This is a genomic window from Vibrio maerlii, assembly GCF_003415655.1.
GTDB lineage: Bacteria > Pseudomonadota > Gammaproteobacteria > Enterobacterales > Vibrionaceae > Vibrio > Vibrio maerlii.
Window position 1 is genome coordinate 141,964 of record NZ_QRHC01000003.1, and the last position, 16,435, is coordinate 158,398.

Below are 16,435 nucleotides of genomic sequence, written 5' to 3' on the forward strand. Positions count from 1 at the left end.
GAACAATAGCTCAATGAACAAAGACAAACGCCTGCAGATCCTAACGCGTCTGCGTGATGATAATCCAAACCCACAAACCGAACTCAATTGGTCAACACCATTTGAGTTGCTAATTGCTGTGCTTCTTTCTGCGCAGGCAACCGATGTTAGTGTAAACAAAGCAACGGACAAGTTATATCCTGTTGCCAACACTCCACAAAGCATTCTGGATCTTGGGGTTGAGGGCTTAACTGAATACATCAAGACCATAGGTCTTTTTAACTCCAAGGCTAAGAACACCATCAAGACCTGCCAGATCTTGTTAGAAAAACATAACGGCGAGGTACCGGAAGATCGAGCTGCTTTAGAAGCCCTACCAGGGGTTGGCCGTAAGACTGCCAATGTTGTGCTCAACACTGCATTCGGCTGGCCTACGATTGCAGTAGATACTCATATCTATCGTGTCTCAAATCGCACTAAGTTTGCCATGGGTAAAACAGTGGATGACGTTGAAGAGAAGCTGCTTAAAGTGGTACCAAGAGAGTTCAAGCTCGATGTACACCATTGGCTGATTCTGCATGGCCGCTACACTTGTGTTGCACGTAAGCCGCGCTGCGGAAGCTGCCTCATCGAAGACCTTTGTGAGTTTAAAGATAAGACTGAAGTTTAATTTGAGGATTGTTGACGACGGAATGGTTAGAACATTCAACAACCATCAACCTCCACGGATACATAACAATAACGGAAACTAGGAGCAAACCATGTCAAACGGCCGAATTCTACATACCATGCTACGTGTCGGTGATCTTGATAAATCTATCGAGTTTTACACCAAGGTTATGGGTATGAAGTTACTACGTACCAATGAAAATAAAGAATATGAATATACACTTGCTTTCGTTGGTTACGGCGATGAGTCTCAGGGTGCAGTGATTGAGCTTACTTACAACTGGGGCACAACCGAGTACGACCTTGGCAACGCGTTTGGTCACGTTGCAATCGGTGTTGATGACATCTACTCAACGTGTGATGCAATCAAAGCGGTAGGCGGTAATGTTACTCGCGAGCCAGGTCCAGTGAAAGGTGGTACTACCCACATCGCTTTCGTTAAAGACCCTGACGGCTATATGATTGAGCTGATTCAAAACAAGCAAGCAACTGCAGGCCTTGAAGGGTAATTAAGAATCCCTAGAGTCCATAGTTAATCCCAGCGATCTTCATCGTTGGGATTTTTTTTAAAGGCCTGCAAAGCGATAGGTTAAACTTGTGTGCGCCCTAATGAAATGACTACCCTTCGGTTTTTGTCACTGCCTACAGGGCTTGCGTTATCAGCCACAGGACGACGACGGCCATACCCTTGAACTTGAATACGATCTTCCGGTAGACCTAACTCTTTGAAGTACTTACGAAGCTCTTCTGCACGGCGGTCAGACAACGTTTGGCTCTCACTCTTGCTCAATGAAGAATCCGTATAGGTGGATACCAGTACCAAATCGATGTCAGCATTGTGGCGAATATACTCTGCGATTTGTCCTAAGCGCTTCTGCGAAGCTTTGTTTAGCTGAACACTCTTGCGATCGTAATGCAAAATTGTAAAAGCAATATCTTCAAAGCTATAAGGCAATAGATTGCTGATACAATCGCTGAAAACATTGTATTTAGATTGGAACGTCACCGCTGACAGCGACACTTCTACTCGCTGATTACGACTTTGCCAATCTGAGTAACTAAACGTTGGGTAACGTCCATTTTCCAGCTCACTAAGCAACCCCCACGCAGCCTGCCCTCCGACATAACCATCAAACTGCTGGTAGAAATGCAGCTGGTCAACGCGTTCTGCATTCTCGCCTGGGCGCCATGGCGGTGGCATAGAAATTAGAGAGACGTTGGCAGTCTTCCCCATTGGACGCCGCATCTTCAATTCAAAATCGAGGTTAATTTTCTTACTTGCTCTAGAGCTGAAGACGGCATCACCATAATTTGGAATTGGATGCACTAATTGACACTCTAATGGTGTATTGACCACCATTTCCCATTGGGATTGCTGAGGCGTAGCAACATAACGCTTGGCGGAAATCGGCCCAGCAGCTTGAGCTGCAGGCATCATCGCCATGGTTAAGGCTAGACTGAGCGGCAATTGCCAACGATATTTCATCACAGGTACTCTCTAAACTACGGTAACGCATTGCCACTTCTGTCAGTCAAAATCGTAAACCTATGATTTTACTGAGGCAATATAACAAAACTCATCTTCCCCTTAGAGTTAAGCAAAAACTTAGCCACCTTTAGGTCATGCAGCAATTTATTTACCATATCTTGAGAAAACGTTTGCCAATTAATTCTAGAAATAGTCATAACAATCGTCTATAGAACGTCATACCAGCATGATTAGTGGTTGTGTATCACTCAATATCTGCAATAATGTCGCCTTTATCACATAAATATCAATAAACATGTCTGTAGAAAATGAAGCTCTAACGCTAAAAAAGCGCTTTAGAGGCTATTTCCCTGTTGTTATCGATGTCGAAACCGCAGGGTTCAACGCAAAGACCGATGCCCTTCTAGAAATTTGTGCGATTACGCTAAAGATGGACGAAGAAGGCAACCTTCACCCTGCGAGCACACTTCATTTTCATATCGAGCCTTTCGAGGGCGCCAACCTTGAAAAAGAGGCGCTAGAGTTTATTGGTATTCGTGACCCTTTCAGCCCACTTCGTGGTGCTGTGACGGAAGCTGAAGCACTCAAAGAAATCTACAAAATGGTTCGCCGTGAACAAAAGCACGCGGATTGTGGCAGAGCTATCATGGTCGCTCATAATGCTACCTTTGATCATAGCTTTGTCATGCAAGCGAGTGAGCGCTGTAAGCTAAAAAGAGTCCCTTTCCACCCCTTTGCTACTTTTGATACTGCGGCCTTAAGTGGTCTTGCTTATGGTCAAACAGTTCTAGCTAAAGCCTGCCGTACAGCTGGGATGGAATTCGACAACAAAGAAGCACACTCTGCACTTTACGATACTCAAAAAACCGCAGAGCTTTTTTGTCGCATCGTTAACAAATGGAAAGCCCTAGGTGGTTGGCCGTTGAGCGATGATGAAAACTAACGTTTTCAAAGCCCTAGATAAGTAATCACAACATATAGAGAACTACTATGAATCCGGTTGTTATTTCAGTATGTGTCATGCTGATCCTCGCATTAATGCGAGTAAACGTCGTTGTTGCTTTGACATTCAGTGCCATTATCGGTGGTGTTGTGTCTGGCATGTCTTTAAATGAAGCCGTTTCAGCATTTGAAGGCGGCCTTGGCGGTGGTGCAACGATTGCGCTTAGCTACGCAATGCTTGGTGCTTTTGCCGTTGCTATTTCAAAATCTGGCCTGACTGACCTACTTGCACAAAGCGTTATTAAAAAAATTAATGGCAAAGAGAACCAAGCGGCATCAACAGGTCTTAAGTACCTTGTTCTTATCGCACTTATCTTGGTTACCGTTTCATCGCAAAACGTTATCCCTGTGCATATCGCCTTCATTCCAATTCTAATTCCACCTCTATTGGGCGTATTTGCAAAACTTAAGTTAGATCGTCGTTTGATCGCGTGTGTCCTAACTTTTGGCCTTGTTACCCCATACATGCTTTTACCAATTGGTTTTGGTGGTATCTTCTTAAACAACATTCTGTTGAAAAACCTTCAAGACAACGGTCTTACTGAGGTTGCAGCGAGCCAAGTACCAACTGCGATGATGATCCCCGCTGCTGGTATGCTCTTCGGTCTTCTCACAGCAATGTTCTTCTCTTACCGTAAGCCTCGTGAATACAAAGAGACTGAACTGACCGTTGTTCACGAAGAAATGTCTTCAGTAAAACCTAAGAACATTGCGGTTGCGATCGCAGGTATCGTTGCTGCTCTTGCTGTTCAACTATCAACGGGTTCGATGATCATTGGTGCTCTTGCTGGCTTCATGGTATTCACATTCGGTGGTGTGATTAAATGGAGCGAGACGCAAGATGTGTTCACAAAAGGCGTTCACATGATGGCAATGATCGGCTTCATCATGATTTCGGCAGCGGGTTTTGCTGCAGTAATGAAGTCAACCGGTGGTGTTGAATCTTTGGTTGAGGCACTATCAACAAGCATTGGTGACAACAAACCACTCGCTGCACTACTGATGTTGATCGTTGGCCTATTAGTGACTATGGGTATTGGTTCTTCGTTCTCTACGATTCCAATTCTAGCGACAATCTACGTTCCACTAGCTGCCGCATTTGGTTTCTCACCAATGGCAACTATCGCGCTAGTAGGTACTGCTGCTGCTCTGGGTGATGCAGGTTCTCCAGCTTCTGACTCAACGCTTGGCCCAACATCTGGTCTAAACGCAGATGGTCAACACGAGCACATCTGGGAGACGGTTGTACCAACATTTATCCACTATAATATCCCACTGATCGTATTCGGTTGGATTGCTGCGATGGTGTTGTAAGAGCTAGAGAGCTAGAGAGCTAGAGAGCTAGAGAAAAATATGGGGTTGACGTTAACGCGTCAGCCCCTTTTTCATCTTCGGATATAAAAATCTAGATCTCTAGTATCCAGCAGCGAAGCGATCGAGTTATCTAGCCCTCCAACACGAAGTGAAGATTTAGCTTAACTCTGCAACCAAACGCTCGCGAATGGCTTGTAATGTTGGCTCTGTAGATTTGTAATCTTGAACGATTGGGAAGAACTTGTCGTTTACTTCCAACACTAAGCTTGGGTAAGAGTTAACGCCGATTGAACGAGCGAAATCGAGCTGATGTTCGAACTCTTCTTCAAGGAATCGACTGGCAACATCGATTCGGAACTGATTCAGATCTACCCCTATCTCTTGCGCAAGCTGTTCATGAGTTTCTTTAGCATGTGGAAGCATAGCTCGCAGGTAATAGGCTTTTTGGATTGCCTCAAGCATTTCCTCATAACGATCTTGGAATCCTGCAGCAATGACTGCACGACACGCTTGGTAAGTGGTGCGAACAGGTTGGCATTTCGTCCAGTAGTCAAAGTTAAACTCTGTGCCCAGTTGTGCTTGGATAGTATGCCAAATGCTTTCTAACTTTTGTTGCATCTCAACAGGCATAGGCTCTTCGCTATCTGGCGCTAAACCACCCACAACGTAGTTAAAAACAATATTTGCCGGCAGTTGAGATTTCAGTTTTATCAGTGTCGGTTTATAACCCCAGCACCAGCTGCACATGGGGTCATGTACATAATGAAGTTTGATGTTCATTAGACCTATCCTTTGTTTCTTTCTCAATATTCAAACGATCATTGATCAAAAAAGGAGCCACTCGGCTCCTTCTAATAACAAAAGCTGAATTAAGCTTCGTCACCAGCAATCTTCGCCGCTGCTTCTTTAACTAGAGGCTGTAGTTCGCCTTTTTGGAACATCTCTAGAATGATGTCACAACCGCCGATCAGCTCGCCTTCAATCCATAGTTGCGGGAATGTTGGCCACTGTGCATAAGCTGGTAGCTCAGCACGGATATCTGGGTTTTGCAGAATATCTACGTAAGCAAACTTTTCACCACAAGCCATTAGTGCTTGTGCCGCTTGAGAAGAGAAACCACAGCTTGGTAGTTTCGGAGAACCCTTCATGTATAGAAGGATTGCGTTTTCTTCAATTTGCTGTTTGATTTTATCGATCGTTTCCATTGCTTCCTCGTAAATGGATTGTCTGCTTTCAATCCTGTCATTCTAAACGATTCGACTAGAATAAAAAGCACATAATATGTATGGTTATTGTAGATGGGATGCAACTAATTCGCTACGGGGGTTTTAATAAAGTAAAAACTTGCTAAAATGCTATGCGAAGTCAGTCGCATCGACGATATAAAAATAAACATTGGAAGCAACGAAAGAGGCAACTCTTTCTAATATATGGAGAATTGAGCAATGGCATTTGAACTACCAGCTCTTCCTTACGCAAAAGACGCACTAGAACCACATATCTCAGCTGAAACTCTAGATTTCCACCACGGTAAGCACCACAACACTTACGTTGTTAAGCTAAACGGCCTTATCCCAGGTACTGAGTTTGAAGGCAAAACGCTAGAAGAAATCGTTAAGACTTCAACTGGTGGTGTTTTCAACAACGCTGCTCAAATCTGGAACCACACGTTCTACTGGCACTGTCTTGCTCCAAACGCTGGCGGTGAGCCAACTGGTGCAGTTGCAGATGCAATCAACGCTGCATTTGGTTCTTTCGAAGAGTTCAAAGCGAAATTTACTGATTCTGCAATCAACAACTTCGGTTCTTCTTGGACTTGGCTTGTTAAGAAAGCGGACGGTTCTCTAGACATCGTTAACACATCTAACGCTGCTACTCCGCTAACAGAGGAAGGTGTAACACCTCTTCTAACTGTTGACCTATGGGAACACGCTTACTACATCGATTACCGTAACGTTCGTCCAGACTACATGAATGGTTTCTGGGCGCTAGTTAACTGGGAATTCGTTGCTGCGAACCTTGCTAAGTAATCGAGCTGCTAGAATCTGACTAACCAATAGTCAAACTGACAAAACCTGCTGAATTCAGCAGGTTTTTTTATTTTTGCCCTAAAGCTTTGAGTACTGGTGTCGCTATATAGATATCAGCGAGGGCACTATGCAAATTCATTCTTTAGACAAAGCGACATTAATTAACGAGATACAGCTCGGCAGCAGCGTGAACCAAGCAGTTCAACACGGCCGTCGCTCTGATTTTGCTCTAATGATGTCAATGTTTTCCAGTGACCTAACGCAAGCGGTACCAGTTGATGCTGTTGCTGAACAGAAAGTCCGCGATCTTCGCAGTGAGTTTGAACTCCAAGAGCCTCAGCAGCTGCGTTCAGACGAAAACTCGTATCAACGTTCAGCAGAGCAAGCAAAACAGTTCCACAATGCGGGCTTAAGCAGTGCAAAGCTAAGTCACTACCTAAAGCCTGATGCACTCGCATACATGCCAGAAGGTACGCACAACCTACCTGAAGAGGTTTATCACAACCTTTCAAATCACGAGCGTACTAAGCTTTCAGGTGTTAACGAATCCTTGCCAGTGAGTAACAATTTATACGCTTCTATGCAGACAGCAGCGCGTAAGCAACAGCTCAACCTTTCTATCTAAGTGCACTGTTAAGTAACCTACAAAACTCGACCTAAGCCTCAGATTCAACGATTGTTCTTTCATCAAGTTCAGAGATTATTGTGATCTCTCCCAAGACAATTCAACGCCAATCTTTCTCAAATAGAATTTTTGAATTGAATCACATCGACAATCTAGAACATCATCCATGATTACACTACCGTTTAACCAAAATGTTAGTGGATAAGGCTATGATTATTAAAGATGCAGTCACGGTGATAACTTCAGCAGGAAGCCCGATGGGTCGTGCTCTAGCGTTACACTATTGCCTGCTTGGTGCTAAGGTAGCTGTGACTGACAACGATGAACGTAAGCTCGAAGCCACCTACCAAGCGTGCCGTGCGAGTAATCACAACGTCGCTAAGTACCACCTAGCAGACAATTCAGCGTCCAGCATTCATCTGTTTTTTGTCTATCTAGAGAAGTTCTTTGGGCAGGGCGCGGATATCTTACTCAATAATTGGCAGACCTTACCTTCCCCGAATCTGACTCAGCCAAATAGCGCTTCGCTGTTTACCACTCAGCTATCAAAGTTGACGGAATCTTTATTTACCTTCGGTCAAGTTTACTTAGAGCATACCCAACAGCTCGATAAACCCGGTTTAATCATTAATGTCACCTCATCATCGATAGGAGTAGAAAAAACCGTACATGACAGTATGGGAGATGTGATAAAAGGCATTACAAAACAGTGGGCTCACGATCTTGAACCCTACAATGTCCGAGTCGCGGCAATAATGCCAAGTGAGAGCTCGAACTCTTCAGCCAATCACTGGAAGCATCAGCAAGATGAGATATCACGAAGCACCGAGTACATAGTGACTAATGATTCATTCACCGGCCGAGTAATGGCGGCGTAACTGTCAGATCAGGTCTGAATTAGTACACATAAAGAAAGAGATGATACCTATGTCGGTATCATCTCCTTACTATCAAAGATCTACTTCAGGCTAAACCATTGAAACCATTTTGTTGATACTACTATCTATAGTTTGCCTATAAGCATCATAACGAACTGGTTCATACCCCTCAGAAGCGGCGGAGAGCAAACGCTCGACAATCAATTTGGCTTCAAACTGATGACTCTCAAACATTCTTTCTGAATAACCGATACAGTCTCCAAACATCTTCAGTTTGTTATTCCATACCAAGCCAACAAAAGGTACTTTTAACGAGTACGAAATAATGCAGGCATGTAACCGCGCAGCAATCGTAGCTTGAAAACTCGATATTAATGCAACCAACTCTTTCGGCGTTTTGGGCTCTACTAGGTTTAGGCGCTTACCCATGACTTTTTCTAAGTCAGATAAAATAATGGCGTCTCCTTTTAAGCCATTAGTGAACAATTGGTAAGTGGCACCGCGTTGTTCTAGCTCTTTTAAGATAGCAGCATAGATATTAACAACCTCGTCTTTGCATAAGGAAATGCCATTGTCTTTAAAAATTGAGGGACGCACTAATCCGACCCCGACCACCTCTCTTACTTTCTTTCGTCGAATGCCATAAACTTCAGAACAAAAGACTGCAGAATCAGCGACTTGAGCTGTTTCTATGTCCTTATTTTCAATATAACCGCTTTGCAATAAACTCAAATCATCTCGAGTCGTTATCATTTTAACAACGTCTCTATTTAGGCTTTGCTTCATAAGTTGGCATTTAAAATCGTTCTCATCGACGCCTTCAACACCAACAGCATTGAAGAACACCGGGCACTCGCTCTTTTCAGCGGTATCAATTAACGCAGAAATATGCGCCCAGCAATCTTGATACTTAAACTTAATCATCCCGCCCCCTGCGAACATAACAGCAGAGTTATCATCGAGTTTGTTCCTGTAATCTCGCTTGTAGCAACCCACTTTGTATTTGAACGATAAGTTAGGGGAAATCTTGCTCAGCAGTTTATTGATAGACTTGCGTTTTAACTTCTTGAATGTGTTGAACTCATTTGAGTAGTTGAGATCGAACCTCTCTACTTTAATATTGCTATCATGGCGCTTAATTAGATACTCCGCACTATCAGCAATCACCTGATCACCAAGATTAGTATCATGCGTGTAACCTAACAGCGCTAATTTTTTAATCGTCATATCCTTAGACCCTTTAACTTTATAAAATCCCTTTCACTAGCATTCAACGCCACTCTGTAGCTGAGTACTATCATTGAGAGCGTCGACACAACAAAAGACAATGCTGCTCTATAGAGGCTTATCTCATAATAAAAAGTAACCAGTTGTAGCAATGTCGAAGACGATAGGATGACTATCATTGCCCTATACACAACTTCCGTTAGATACCGGCGGATATCTAAGCCTGCTTTATTTTTTAATATCAGAAGTCGCATCACGCATGAGATAGACTCCAAGATAATGGATACCACCAAGACATAGTGAGGAGGGTATCCAAGTTGTAGAGCCATAATAGAAAAAGGAATAGTGAGAAGTAATAAAGAACCAATACTTACTTGATAAAACTTAACATCTCCGATCGCCTGAATGGCTGTCTGAAGACCTATCGTCGTCAAGTTAATGAAAGACAAAATCAAAAACAATCGAATAAAAATTACTGATTCTTGAGGGTAATCCCCCAGCCAAAACGATAATAAGAACTCCAGTTCAAAATAGAGGGGTAAGGCGACTGCAGAGTAAAGTAATAAACTAAAACGACTCGCATGCATTGAATAGTTCAACATCTCATGCCTTACACCAGAGCTCTCATATTTAATAATCTTTGGGTTAATCGCTTTGAGAACGTTGACACTAAACTCTCTGAGCTTCCCGTTAATTTGAACAGCTATTGCATAAACAGCATTCACGTATACGCCAAAGAAGTTATTCAAAACAATGGCTAACCCTTGAACTCGAGCAACACCGCAAATCGCGCCAAATGTGTTCCACCCCGTGAAGCCCATCATCTCTTTGTACAAAGTGCGATCAAACTGAAAAACAAACACCCTGCACTCAAGATACCTAACTCGGCAATAAGTAATTTTCATAATCAGCATCAAAATAGAGACTGAGACAAACAGTATTCCAAGGGCTAACAGTTTTTCAGCAAAGAGCACAATACAAAACGCAGAAAGGAGCTTAAGGAGTGATTCTAGAATTCCAAACAGAGCATCGATGCCTAAATGTTCATAGGCATTGAGTTGTGCGTTATATGGTACTGTGACAATCGAAGCGACAACCCCAAATGTCATTATCAAGTAAAGCTGATATGCCTGCTCATAACGATATTCAGGCACCTTGATCATATGCTCAAATACAGGGACTACGGCGAAGATTAAGCAGGTAAGGACAAAAAAGCCGAGCATTGCGTGTAGCCATTTTATCGTTGAAAAGATTCTGACCTTGTTCTCAAATGAAGAATGATTAAAAAAAGAGAGGTAGCGCTGACTTGAAGTCGTCATGGCTCCGTTTAAGAACAACATCATAGCGAGAATACCCGCTATTAAGTTGAAGAGCCCATAATCCTTCACACCAAGCTCCAATAACAACACCCTTACCATGTATAAGTTAGTAAATGTTGTAACACCCATCTTAATTATCTGAAAAAGGGTGTTCCTTGCTATACGCTTCCCTGACATCTCTTTTCACTTTTACAGCCCACCTTAGCCCAAATTCATGTTCAGTTAACTGTCACTCGTTCGACTTTAAGGTGCAATTTTCCATCCCCTTACAATAAGTAATCCACTGGTGAGATTCCATTAACAGACGCGCCTCAGCCCACTTTCCATACTTTTTCCGTTGCCAACTTACCGTAGAGTATGAGCTTATTCTTATCACGTCTTGCGTAAGTCGCTCCCAACTCTCGACGGAGCGTCAACCGAAGATATAACTTTACTCATAGATATATCAGCAGACCCACCGTTTGAAACCTACGTGCACCTCAAATGGCATACAAACGTTAAAATAAAAAAAGACCCCAGCCTTTCGACTGGGGTCTTTACTCTTTCCCGATATAGGTTTCGTGCTAGCGAAAACCTATTTCATAACTGAATCAGTTAATTAAGCTTTAGCTTTTTCTTTCTTAGCAGGCTTAGCTTCTTGGTCAGCTTTCTTCTTGATTACTGTCGTACCTTCGAAAGTCTCACCTTCTACGTATGGTTTACCGTAGTAAGCTGCTGTTAGAACTTCTTTAAGCTCAGTGATTAGAGGGTAACGTGGGTTCGCACCAGTACATTGGTCATCGAACGCTTCTACCGCTAGCTCATCAAGCTTAGCTAGGAAGTCTGCTTCAGAAACACCTGCCGCTTGGATAGATGTTGGGATGTCTAGGTCGCCTTTCAGCTCTTCTAGCCATGCTAGTAGACGCTCAATCTTCTGAGCAGTACGGTCACCAGCTTGGCTTAGGCCTAGGTGGTCAGCAACTTCAGCGTAACGACGACGTGCTTGTGGACGGTCGTACTGAGAGAATGCAGTCTGCTTAGTTGGGTTGTCGTTCGCGTTGTAACGTACAACGTTAGAGATTAGTAGTGCGTTCGCCAGACCGTGTGGTAGGTGGAACTCAGCACCAATCTTGTGCGCCATAGAGTGACAAACACCTAGGAATGCGTTCGCAAATGCTACACCAGCGATAGTCGCTGCGTTGTGTACTTTTTCTCGAGCGATTGGGTCGTTTGCACCGTTCGCGTAGCTTGATGGTAGGTATTCTTTAAGCATCTTAAGCGCTTGTAGAGCCTGGCCATCAGAGTATTCGTTCGCTAGAACAGATACGTAAGCTTCTAGTGCGTGAGTTACTGCATCGTAACCACCGAACGCTGTTAGAGACTTAGGCATGTTCATAACTAGGTTAGCATCAACGATAGCCATGTTTGGCGTTAGCTCGTAATCAGCTAGTGGGTACTTAGCACCAGTTTCGTCGTCTGTAACAACGGCGAATGGAGTAACCTCTGAACCCGTACCTGAAGTTGTAGTGATACATACAAGCTCAGCTTTTTCACCCATTTTAGGGAACTTGTAGATACGTTTACGGATGTCCATAAAGCGCATTGCTAGTTCTTCAAATGCTGTTTCTGGGTGCTCGTACATAACCCACATGATCTTAGCAGCATCCATTGGTGAACCACCACCTAGCGCTAAGATTACGTCAGGTTGGAAGCTTTGCATTGCTTCTGCACCTTTCTTAACTACAGATAGCGTTGGATCCGCTTCTACGTCGAAGAAAGTTTGAACTTCGATGCCTTGAGCTTTAAGCAGTTGTACTACTTCGTCAGCGTAACCGTTGTTGAATAGAAAGCGGTCAGTTACTAGGAACGCACGCTTCTTACCTTCTAGGTCGCTCATTGCGATTGGAAGGCTACCACGACGGAAGTAGATAGACTTAGGTAGTTTGTGCCACAACATGTTTTCAGCTCGCTTCGCTACAGTTTTCTTGTTGATTAGGTGCTTAGGACCTACGTTCTCAGAGATAGAGTTACCACCCCAAGAACCACAACCTAGAGTTAGAGACGGTGCAACGTTGAAGTTATACAGGTCACCGATACCACCGTGAGTAGTAGGGATGTTGATTAGGATACGTGCAGTCTTCATCTTGTCACCGAAGTAACGGATACGGTCTGCGTTAGTATCTTGGTTTGTGTATAGACCAGATGTGTGGCCGATACCGCCGATCTCTACCATTGTCACTGCTTGAGCAACTGCGTCTTCGAAGTTGTCAGCGCGGAATAGACCTAGAGTTGGAGATAATTTCTCGTGAGCGAACTCGTCGTCGTAAGAAACTTTACCTAGACCTTCACCAACTAGAACTTTAGTGTCAGCAGGAACTTTAACGCCCGCTAGTTCAGCGATTGCAGGAGCTGGTTGACCAACGATTTTCGCGTTTAGTGCGCCGTCGATAAGAAGAACTTTACGTACTTTGTCAGCGTCAGCTTTAGATAGAACGTGAGCTTTGTGAGAAGCGAAACGCTCTTTAACTTCGTCATATACATCGCTAACAACGATTGCAGCTTGCTCAGAAGCACATACTACACCGTTATCGAACGTCTTAGACATTAGGATAGATGCTACAGCGCGTTTGATGTCAGCTGTTTCATCGATAACTACAGGAACGTTACCCGCACCTACACCGATTGCTGGCTTACCTGAAGAGTATGCTGCTTTAACCATGCCTGGACCACCAGTTGCAAGGATAAGAGCGATCTCATCGTGCTTCATAAGAGCGTTAGAAAGCTCTACAGATGGCTGGTCGATCCAACCAATGATGTCTTTTGGAGCACCTGCTGCTACTGCTGCATCTAGAACAAGTTTAGCTGCGTCATTTGTAGAGTTTTTCGCACGTGGGTGTGGCGAGAAGATGATCGCGTTACGAGTCTTAAGTGAGATAAGAGACTTAAAGATAGCAGTAGAAGTTGGGTTCGTTGTTGGAACGATACCACAGATGATACCTACAGGTTCAGCGATAGTCATCGTGCCTAGGTTGTCATCTTCTTCAAGGATGCCACAAGTTTGCTCGTCTTTGTATTTGTTGTAGATGAACTCAGACGCAAAGTGGTTCTTGATTACTTTGTCTTCTACGATACCCATACCAGACTCAGCTACCGCTTGTTGTGCTAGCGGGATACGAGCTTGGTTAGCTGCTAGAGAGGCTGCGCGGAAGATTTTGTCAACTTGCTCTTGAGAGTAAGTTGCAAACTCAGCTTGAGCCGCTTTAACGCGTGCAATCATTGCATCTAGTTCAGCAAGATTTGTTACAGGCATAGGGATTCTCCTAAAAAAATAAAAACTAAAAATTAAAAACTTTTTATTAATCAAACTGTGTGTGCTTTGTCAGCGGGTCTACATACCGTGACCTACATCGCAATGAAACAGAGTTCTTAGTAAATTGCTTTCGGAACTGAGTATATTATTTCACTGTGTGAAAAAAATTGATCCAAATCAGTTCTGAAAAATTATTTACCCCCTTAGTGTTAACCCTTAGGGGTTAATGGCAGTAAGCTGTTGAATATAAAGAATAAAAAGATTTTTATCGGTTAGAACAAATTTTCAGCATTCGGTAACAACCATCTTAACGTGCTACATAAGCTGTAAAAAACTTTCATTTTTTAAATAATAAACGCACAAATCATCACGTCATTTACGTGCTACTTAGTATATATATACGTGATGACATCTCCATTACCTCTAGATCGTTTTATAAAAAACGTGCATTAGTTAACATAATTAACACAAAATAATCACAAACCTATCAAGGTACACTAGGGCTTACACGAGATTACGAGCAGCATGAGTACAAATAAGTTCTATGCGTTAGTTTTTTTCATTCGATTGCACTCGATAAATCCATTACATTAGCGCGGAAATTATCCTTCCCCTTAAACCATCATTGGAAATAGAAAGTGAACACCATCGAATTTGCTATCTACTTACAGTTTTTTCTCGGCCTAGTCGCTGCGGTAAACCCTATTGGCATCATGCCGGTATTTGTCTCTCTCACTGGGCATATGGATCCAGAAGAACGGAACAAAACCGCGGTAACGGCCAACTTAGCTGTTGCCATCATATTGATCGTCTCTCTTCTTGCAGGTCAGTTACTATTAGATATGTTTAGTATCTCTCTTGATTCCTTCCGAGTTGCTGGTGGCTTGCTACTAATGAGCATCGCCTTCTCGATGATGAGTGGTAAATTGGGTGAAGATAAACAGAATAAACAAGAGAAGTCTGAGTACATCAGTAAAGAACAGATTGGCGTTGTACCACTTGCGATGCCATTAATGGCTGGGCCTGGTGCAATCAGCTCAACGATTGTTTACGGCTCTCGCTATCCGAGCACCATGGACACCATTGGCATCATCATCAGTATTGGTGCTTTCTGTGCGTGCTCTTGGCTGCTGTTCCGTTCTGCTCCAATTATCGTACGCTTCTTAGGACAGACAGGGATCAACGTCATTACTCGTATTATGGGTCTAATACTGGGTTCGCTGGGTATTGAGTTTATAGCAAGTGGCTTGCGTAACCTGTTCCCTGGGTTAACATAAGCTATAGAAGTTTATTGCGATACAAGGAATGTAATTAGCTAATGGAACATACAAGCACGTTAAGACACCATCTATACATCATTATTTTTGGTACCCACACTCGTGCTGGACGAGCCTTCGACATTGGGCTCATCATCGCTATCCTCACATCACTTATTGTTCTTACCTTGGAATCTTTTGAGTCGGTCCGTGAACTCTACGGACCAACTCTCCTCTACATCGAGCTGGGATTTACCCTGCTCTTCACTCTCGAATATATCTTGAGGCTATATAGTTCACCCAAGCCTCTTGCTTACGCAAAGAGCTTCTACGGGGTTGTCGATTTATTGGCAATATTACCCACTTACCTTGCCCTGATCTTCCCTGGAGCTTATGTGCTTGCAGTGGTGAGACTCTTACGTGTGATGCGCATCTTCCGCATCCTTAAACTGGTGCGCTACTTACAAGATTCAAACCTACTCCTTCGCTCGCTCCTCGGCTCTCGTAGAAAGATATTCATCTTCTTCAGCACAGTGGCGATCTTGGTTACCATCCTTGGCGCATCTATTTATTACGTCGAAGGACCAGATAACGGTTTCACGAGCATCCCGCAAAGTATTTACTGGGCCATAGTGACCATTACTACCGTTGGTTATGGGGACATCACACCGAAAACACCGCTTGGGCAAGCACTTGCGTCTTTCACTATGCTGCTTGGTTACTCTATTTTAGCTGTTCCAACCGGCATTATTACTGCCGAATTAAACCAAGAAATGAACGCGCACCGCAGCCTAGTAAAATGTTTAAACTGCATGAGAACGGGTCACGACTCCGATGCGATGCACTGTAAATACTGTGGAAGTGAATTAGCAGAACCGGATAAGCGAGTCGTACCGGTCAAAGATTAGCGCCTGATGCATTTGAGGGTAAAGAAGCCGGTAATCAAAGCACTCGCCCAACACGCGATCACAAATGCTGAAAAACTTGCTGAAACAACCAGAACGGAAGCTGCAAACATCCCGGTTCCATAAGTGATTTTTGCAGCCAGTATCCGATTCTCTCGGTTAAGCCATACAGCACTTAAAATTGTCATCATGGCGGAAAATCCAACACCTAAAACTAGCACGGGTGATTCTATGCTTGGCCAGTAATCAGCATAGCAAATACCATTACGGTACAGTTCGTCTCCACATATCAACATAGCAATTATGCCGAGGATCTCCTCAACAAGAAGATGAGTCACCACCCAGACAAGTGTAGCGACCACAATCGTGACTAATACCCTGATAAACTTCAATTTTAACCCTTATAAAAACAACAAACCCCACTAAAAAGTAGTGGGGTTTGTGACATTTAGA

At 43.5% G+C, this 16,435-nt stretch carries 16 protein-coding genes; 9 read left to right on the forward strand and 7 right to left on the reverse strand.

The genetic code is table 11. From position 1 onward, the window contains the following. Positions 1 to 13 precede the first annotated feature (13 nt). Together nth and gloA are read left to right on the forward strand one after the other, a co-directional pair. Positions 14 to 649 (forward strand): endonuclease III, encoded by a 636-nt coding sequence (gene nth / locus DPF91_RS04945; RefSeq protein WP_117233334.1) that lies wholly within the window; start codon positions 14 to 16, stop codon positions 647 to 649. A 91-nt stretch (positions 650 to 740) separates the two neighbouring features. Then, a complete protein-coding gene (gene gloA, locus DPF91_RS04950; protein ID WP_117233335.1) occupies positions 741 to 1,157 on the forward strand; it encodes a lactoylglutathione lyase in 417 nt (138 codons plus the stop codon). 80 nt (positions 1,158 to 1,237) lie between these two features. Here gloA and motY read toward each other — a convergent pair whose 3' ends face one another. Continuing rightward, positions 1,238 to 2,092 (reverse strand): flagellar protein MotY, encoded by an 855-nt coding sequence (gene motY, locus DPF91_RS04955; protein ID WP_117233784.1) that lies wholly within the window; start codon positions 2,090 to 2,092, stop codon positions 1,238 to 1,240. 340 nt (positions 2,093 to 2,432) lie between these two features. Between motY and rnt the strand changes: the two genes are divergently transcribed. Both rnt and DPF91_RS04965 read left to right on the forward strand, forming a co-directional pair. After that, positions 2,433 to 3,080 (forward strand): ribonuclease T, encoded by a 648-nt coding sequence (gene rnt / locus DPF91_RS04960; RefSeq protein ID WP_117233336.1) that lies wholly within the window; start codon positions 2,433 to 2,435, stop codon positions 3,078 to 3,080. Positions 3,081 to 3,127: 47 nt separating this feature from the next. Further along, positions 3,128 to 4,453 (forward strand): Na+/H+ antiporter family protein, encoded by a 1,326-nt coding sequence (locus DPF91_RS04965; protein ID WP_117233337.1) that lies wholly within the window; start codon positions 3,128 to 3,130, stop codon positions 4,451 to 4,453. A 156-nt stretch (positions 4,454 to 4,609) separates the two neighbouring features. Here the strand turns inward: DPF91_RS04965 and DPF91_RS04970 are convergent, their stop codons facing one another. Further along, on the reverse strand, positions 4,610 to 5,233 hold the full coding sequence (locus DPF91_RS04970; protein ID WP_117233338.1) for a DsbA family protein: 624 nt from the start codon (positions 5,231 to 5,233) through the stop codon (positions 4,610 to 4,612). A gap of 89 nt (positions 5,234 to 5,322) precedes the next feature. Beyond that, on the reverse strand, positions 5,323 to 5,658 hold the full coding sequence (locus DPF91_RS04975; RefSeq protein WP_117233339.1) for a Grx4 family monothiol glutaredoxin: 336 nt from the start codon (positions 5,656 to 5,658) through the stop codon (positions 5,323 to 5,325). Between the two features lie 240 nt (positions 5,659 to 5,898). Here DPF91_RS04975 and sodB point away from each other — a divergent pair, with 240 nt between their 5' ends. The 3 genes from sodB (at position 5,899) to DPF91_RS04990 (ending at position 7,986) form a co-directional block, all read left to right on the forward strand. After that, positions 5,899 to 6,483 (forward strand): superoxide dismutase [Fe], encoded by a 585-nt coding sequence (sodB, locus tag DPF91_RS04980; RefSeq protein WP_117233340.1) that lies wholly within the window; start codon positions 5,899 to 5,901, stop codon positions 6,481 to 6,483. A 127-nt stretch (positions 6,484 to 6,610) separates the two neighbouring features. Continuing rightward, positions 6,611 to 7,108: a VC2046/SO_2500 family protein gene (locus tag DPF91_RS04985; protein ID WP_117233341.1), complete on the forward strand. Its 498-nt coding sequence runs from the start codon at positions 6,611 to 6,613 to the stop codon at positions 7,106 to 7,108. 209 nt (positions 7,109 to 7,317) lie between these two features. After that, positions 7,318 to 7,986 (forward strand): SDR family oxidoreductase, encoded by a 669-nt coding sequence (locus tag DPF91_RS04990; protein ID WP_164684046.1) that lies wholly within the window; start codon positions 7,318 to 7,320, stop codon positions 7,984 to 7,986. Between the two features lie 90 nt (positions 7,987 to 8,076). Here DPF91_RS04990 and DPF91_RS04995 read toward each other — a convergent pair whose 3' ends face one another. The 3 genes from DPF91_RS04995 to adhE form a co-directional block, all read right to left on the reverse strand. Further along, positions 8,077 to 9,213: a polysaccharide pyruvyl transferase family protein gene (locus DPF91_RS04995; protein WP_117233343.1), complete on the reverse strand. Its 1,137-nt coding sequence runs from the start codon at positions 9,211 to 9,213 to the stop codon at positions 8,077 to 8,079. After that, the gene (locus DPF91_RS05000) at positions 9,210 to 10,709 is read right to left on the reverse strand and encodes an MATE family efflux transporter (RefSeq protein WP_117233344.1); all 1,500 of its coding nucleotides are present in this window, start codon (positions 10,707 to 10,709) and stop codon (positions 9,210 to 9,212) included. The genes DPF91_RS04995 and DPF91_RS05000 overlap by 4 nt, the downstream gene beginning before the upstream one ends. A 421-nt stretch (positions 10,710 to 11,130) precedes the next feature. Beyond that, entirely contained in the window at positions 11,131 to 13,821 is a 2,691-nt protein-coding gene (adhE, locus tag DPF91_RS05005; RefSeq protein WP_117233345.1) for a bifunctional acetaldehyde-CoA/alcohol dehydrogenase, read from the reverse strand. Positions 13,822 to 14,459: 638 nt separating this feature from the next. On the opposite strand from adhE, the gene DPF91_RS05010 reads away from it, so the two are divergent. Both DPF91_RS05010 and DPF91_RS05015 read left to right on the forward strand, forming a co-directional pair. Then, entirely contained in the window at positions 14,460 to 15,098 is a 639-nt protein-coding gene (locus DPF91_RS05010; protein WP_117233346.1) for a YchE family NAAT transporter, read from the forward strand. A 41-nt stretch (positions 15,099 to 15,139) separates the two neighbouring features. Continuing rightward, a complete protein-coding gene (locus DPF91_RS05015) occupies positions 15,140 to 15,985 on the forward strand; it encodes an ion transporter (protein WP_117233347.1) in 846 nt (281 codons plus the stop codon). On the opposite strand, the gene DPF91_RS05020 is transcribed toward DPF91_RS05015, so the two are convergent. Then, positions 15,982 to 16,374: a hypothetical protein gene (locus DPF91_RS05020; RefSeq protein ID WP_117233348.1), complete on the reverse strand. Its 393-nt coding sequence runs from the start codon at positions 16,372 to 16,374 to the stop codon at positions 15,982 to 15,984. The two genes, DPF91_RS05015 and DPF91_RS05020, sit on opposite strands and share 4 nt — an antisense overlap. Positions 16,375 to 16,435: the final 61 nt, after the last annotated feature.

Coding starts and splice junctions, on each gene's coding strand:
- nth (WP_117233334.1), top strand. CDS start 14: ATGAACAAAGACAAACGCCTGCAGATCCTAACGCGTCTGCGTGATGAT.
- gloA (WP_117233335.1), top strand. CDS start 741: ATGTCAAACGGCCGAATTCTACATACCATGCTACGTGTCGGTGATCTT.
- motY (WP_117233784.1), bottom strand. CDS start 2,092: ATGGCGATGATGCCTGCAGCTCAAGCTGCTGGGCCGATTTCCGCCAAG.
- rnt (WP_117233336.1), top strand. CDS start 2,433: ATGTCTGTAGAAAATGAAGCTCTAACGCTAAAAAAGCGCTTTAGAGGC.
- DPF91_RS04965 (WP_117233337.1), top strand. CDS start 3,128: ATGAATCCGGTTGTTATTTCAGTATGTGTCATGCTGATCCTCGCATTA.
- DPF91_RS04970 (WP_117233338.1), bottom strand. CDS start 5,233: ATGAACATCAAACTTCATTATGTACATGACCCCATGTGCAGCTGGTGC.
- DPF91_RS04975 (WP_117233339.1), bottom strand. CDS start 5,658: ATGGAAACGATCGATAAAATCAAACAGCAAATTGAAGAAAACGCAATC.
- sodB (WP_117233340.1), top strand. CDS start 5,899: ATGGCATTTGAACTACCAGCTCTTCCTTACGCAAAAGACGCACTAGAA.
- DPF91_RS04985 (WP_117233341.1), top strand. CDS start 6,611: ATGCAAATTCATTCTTTAGACAAAGCGACATTAATTAACGAGATACAG.
- DPF91_RS04990 (WP_164684046.1), top strand. CDS start 7,318: ATGATTATTAAAGATGCAGTCACGGTGATAACTTCAGCAGGAAGCCCG.
- DPF91_RS04995 (WP_117233343.1), bottom strand. CDS start 9,213: ATGACGATTAAAAAATTAGCGCTGTTAGGTTACACGCATGATACTAAT.
- DPF91_RS05000 (WP_117233344.1), bottom strand. CDS start 10,709: ATGTCAGGGAAGCGTATAGCAAGGAACACCCTTTTTCAGATAATTAAG.
- adhE (WP_117233345.1), bottom strand. CDS start 13,821: ATGCCTGTAACAAATCTTGCTGAACTAGATGCAATGATTGCACGCGTT.
- DPF91_RS05015 (WP_117233347.1), top strand. CDS start 15,140: ATGGAACATACAAGCACGTTAAGACACCATCTATACATCATTATTTTT.